Origin of the sequence: Micrococcus sp. KRD096, from assembly GCF_017168495.1 — a bacterium.
Taxonomy (GTDB): Bacteria; Actinomycetota; Actinomycetes; order Actinomycetales; family Micrococcaceae; genus Micrococcus; species Micrococcus luteus.
On sequence record NZ_JABFAY010000022.1, the window covers coordinates 861 to 4,111 of the forward strand.

5 protein-coding genes and 2 pseudogenes are annotated in these 3,251 nt (G+C 67.3%); 4 read left to right on the plus strand and 3 right to left on the minus strand.

Translation table 11 applies throughout. The features are described from left to right. Positions 1-577 (minus strand): helix-turn-helix domain-containing protein (locus J1M41_RS10785; protein ID WP_206451739.1); only part of this gene is annotated, 577 nt, incomplete at its 3' end. Between the two features lie 191 nt (positions 578-768). Between J1M41_RS10785 and J1M41_RS10790 the strand changes: the two are divergent. The 4 genes and pseudogenes from J1M41_RS10790 to J1M41_RS10805 all read left to right on the plus strand — a co-directional run. Beyond that, a pseudogene (locus J1M41_RS10790) lies at positions 769-915 on the plus strand (IS5/IS1182 family transposase); the annotation flags it as partial. 114 nt (positions 916-1,029) lie between these two features. Then, positions 1,030-1,179 (plus strand): hypothetical protein, encoded by a 150-nt coding sequence (locus tag J1M41_RS10795; protein ID WP_206451740.1) that lies wholly within the window; start codon positions 1,030-1,032, stop codon positions 1,177-1,179. 44 nt (positions 1,180-1,223) lie between these two features. Beyond that, on the plus strand, positions 1,224-1,385 hold the full coding sequence (locus J1M41_RS10800) for a hypothetical protein (RefSeq protein WP_206451741.1): 162 nt from the start codon (positions 1,224-1,226) through the stop codon (positions 1,383-1,385). Positions 1,386-1,394: 9 nt separating this feature from the next. Then, on the plus strand, positions 1,395-2,177 hold the full coding sequence (locus J1M41_RS10805; protein WP_206451742.1) for a hypothetical protein: 783 nt from the start codon (positions 1,395-1,397) through the stop codon (positions 2,175-2,177). 59 nt (positions 2,178-2,236) lie between these two features. Here J1M41_RS10805 and J1M41_RS10810 read toward each other — a convergent pair. After that, a pseudogene (locus J1M41_RS10810) lies at positions 2,237-2,494 on the minus strand (integrase core domain-containing protein); the annotation flags it as partial. 4 nt (positions 2,495-2,498) lie between these two features. Continuing rightward, positions 2,499-3,251, minus strand: a 753-nt coding sequence (locus J1M41_RS10815) for an IS30 family transposase (RefSeq protein ID WP_206451743.1), incomplete at its 5' end; no start/stop codon positions are given.

Sequence of the window (3,251 nt, forward strand, 5' to 3'; positions counted from 1 at the left end):
CCCGCGGCTCGCGCAGAGCCCGTCCGGTGCGTAGGCACCCGACGAGTTCGCGTTTGAGTGCGCCCCGTCCCTCGACGAACAGGGACTGATAGATCGCCTCGTGAGAGATCCGCATGGACACATCATCCGGGAACTCCAGGCGCAGCCGGTGGCTGATCTGCTCAGGGCTCCACGCCGTGGACCACCGCCGGTCCGCCCGGCGCGGTTTCATCTTCCGCCCCTTGAAACCGGGCCCGACCGGTCCTGGCACGGCCACGCCATCGGGGCCCAGGACCACCCCGTTCAGGCGTGCCTGGACGTAGTCGTGCAGTCGCTGGTTCGTGGCCAGCTTCGCCGGCTTGGGCCGCCTGGCAGCTTCCTGGGCCTTCCACTGCGCCACCGTGGCCCGGTACTCCTGCTTCCCGGAACGAGTGGCGCAGTTACGGCGCAGCTCACGGCTGATCGTGCCGGGATCACGTCCCAGCGTGCGTGCGATCTGACGGACCCCCTGGCCCTGGGCATGGAGGATCGCGAGCTCCTCACGCTCAGCGAAGGACAGGTACCGGCCGGTGGGCTCGGCTAAGGACAGCGGGGTCATCCCGCCAGCGTGACGGAACCAGCGCGCCCCGACGGGCCAGGACACGCCCACAGTCAGGGATGCCTCGACCGTGGTGACACCGGTGGCGATCACACGCCAGAACTGGCGTTGGACCTCCCGTGAGGGCTGCGGCCTGCCAGGAGAGCGCATCGGGGCCCGCAAGGCCCGATCCGCTCTCCACTGCCGAGGGCCGCAACGTCATCGAGCGTCAGTACGCTCACCTGAAGCAGTGGCGGGGTCTGGCGACCCGGTATGACAAGTACGCGATCGTCTACCGGGCCGCTGTGGTCCTGAATGCTGTGCTCGCATGGTCCAAACGATTGTCAGACATGCCCTAGGGCGTGTCTGATAATGCTTCGAGGGTTTAGCTAAGACCCTGGATCCATTCTCAGACACGCCCTAGATCGGTTCGCATGCCCGCTTATCCCACGCCCGATAGCGTGGAGATCACCATGAGTGAGCCCACCACGACCGAAGAACCAGAACGCACCGCACGCCAGTCCTGGCCCTACGCGGCGTCCGCATTGTCTTATCTGGTGGTCCCCTTCGCCGTCGGGACCGTGGCCGAGCTGGCCATCGCCACCGTCCTGCTGCTCGTCTGACTCTTCTTGGCCGCGCTCAGCCTGGGCTTCCTGGACGGCCGGGTGTGTTCCGCCGCACCTGGGCCTTCCCGGTGATCACCGGGGCGTTGTGCTGGCTCGCCTTGCTGCTCTATTCCAAGCCCGGGACCTGGGTCTACGCCGTTGGCGTCGTTCTGATCTGCCGGCTGGGCGGCATGATCGGCGGGGCTCGGACGGGACGGGGCTGAGCGGTGGAGGTGTGGACGCTCCACCATCCCGATCTCGGCGTCATCGAGCTCGAGCAGGGGTTCGATGCCGAGTTCCTCGCACGCGACCCGGAGTGGCCGCTGGAGGACTCCTGGGCAGGTGGCGACGACGGGACGCCCGCCGGCGACCGCGAACGCTCACACGTCGGCGAGCATGCGGGCCCCGACGCCTCCTTCCGGGAGCGGTTCACGCGGTGGCGCCAGAATCCCCCGCAGCGCCTCCAGGTGAGAGTTGACGGTCAGGTGCGTGGCCGGTTCAAGGCCACCACGAACGGGGTGCTGCCGCTGAAGGGAGCGCCGGCCGCACTCAAACTCGCGGACGTCACGGGCTCCGTGGCCCGGGAGAAGCCGCACCTGCGGATCCAGGCTTCCTTGTTCGGGGAGTTGCTGCAGGTCGAGTTCCGGGAGGCGGGTGCTGTCGTGGAGTTCGAGCCCCCGGCCGGCTCCCGCGGGGAGAGGCGACATCAGGCCATGGAATCCAGCTCCGTCAAGCGGGTGGCCTACCCGCTGCTTGGCGGCTTCGGGAAAGCCGGCTGGGCGATCCTCCCGCTGGTGGTGATACCGCTGCTCGGTCGGCTCTTGCCCGACTGGGACGTCGGGCTGCCGGACTTCCGTCCGCCGCGGATCCACCTGCCCGTACCGGTCTGGCCGCGGATCGAGTTGCCGGTGCCGGTGCACCCCCAGATCCACCTGCCGGTCCTTCATGTGGACCTGCCTGCCCTGCCCGCCTGGCTGATCACGGTGCTGGAGTATGAATCGCCCCGGGTTTGTTAGAGGCTCGTAAGTGCCGCCCCGGCAGGCGCCGGCACGGGATTCTCATGATGGTAGACGTCCTCGAACTCGACCGGAGGAACCATCCCGATCTCGCCGTGCACACGCCGATGGTTGAACCAGTCGATGTACTCCGCGACCGCGATCTCCAGGCCCTCGATGGACTTGAATGGCCCCTTGTTCCGGATCAGCTCCGCCTTGAACAGCGAGTTGAACGCCTCCGCGAGGGCATTGTCATACGAGTCCCCCGTCGAGCCGACTGAGGCGACTGCGCCGGCCTGGGCGAGCCGCTGGGTGTATCGCACGGCGACGTACTGGGCGGGTTCAAGTGGTCGTTGCAACACCGCTTGTCTCCAGGGAGCTTAGTTGCTCCGCGAAGACTTCTGCAGGGGTCTTCCACCCCAGGACTTTGCGGGGCCGATTGTTCAGCGTGTACGCGACCGCGGCGAGGTCGTCCGCAGACCAGCGCGACAAGTCAGTTCCCTTGGGAAAGTACTGCCGGAGCAGCCCGTTCATGTTCTCGTTCGTCGGCCGCTGCCACGGAGAGTGCGGGTCCGCGAAGAACACTCTCGTGCCCGTAGCCATCGTGAACTGAGCATGCCCAGCCAACTCTCCACCTCGGTCCCAGGTGAGCGTCTGGCGCAGCTGCTGGGGAAGGCCCGTCATCGCCTTAGTCAGGGCCGCGGTCATCGCCTCGGCCCCGTACCCGCCCAGCGACGGCCCGTTCTTCACCGGCGGCTGCTCACCCCATCCCTGCAGGCGGGGAAGGTGGACCAGAAGCGTGGCCCGGCTCTTCCGCTCGGCCAGAGTCCCGATCGCTGAACGCTCGGTCCCGATAATCAGGTCCCCTTCCCAGTGCCCGGGCACAGCACGATCAGCGGCCTCAGGTGGGCGCTTGCTGAACACCACGTCCTCGGTGACGTGGCCCTGGGGCTTGTTCCGGGTACGTGCCCGCGGCTCGCGCAGAGCCCGTCCGGTGCGTAGGCACCCGACGAGTTCGCGTTTGAGTGCGCCCCGTCCCTCGACGAACAGGGACTGATAGATCGCCTCGTGAGAGATCCGCATGGACACATCATC

What these genes read in the sequence shown, in the direction of transcription:
- J1M41_RS10795 (WP_206451740.1), top strand. Translation starts at nt 1,030, where the DNA reads ATGAGTGAGCCCACCACGACCGAAGAACCAGAACGCACCGCACGCCAG.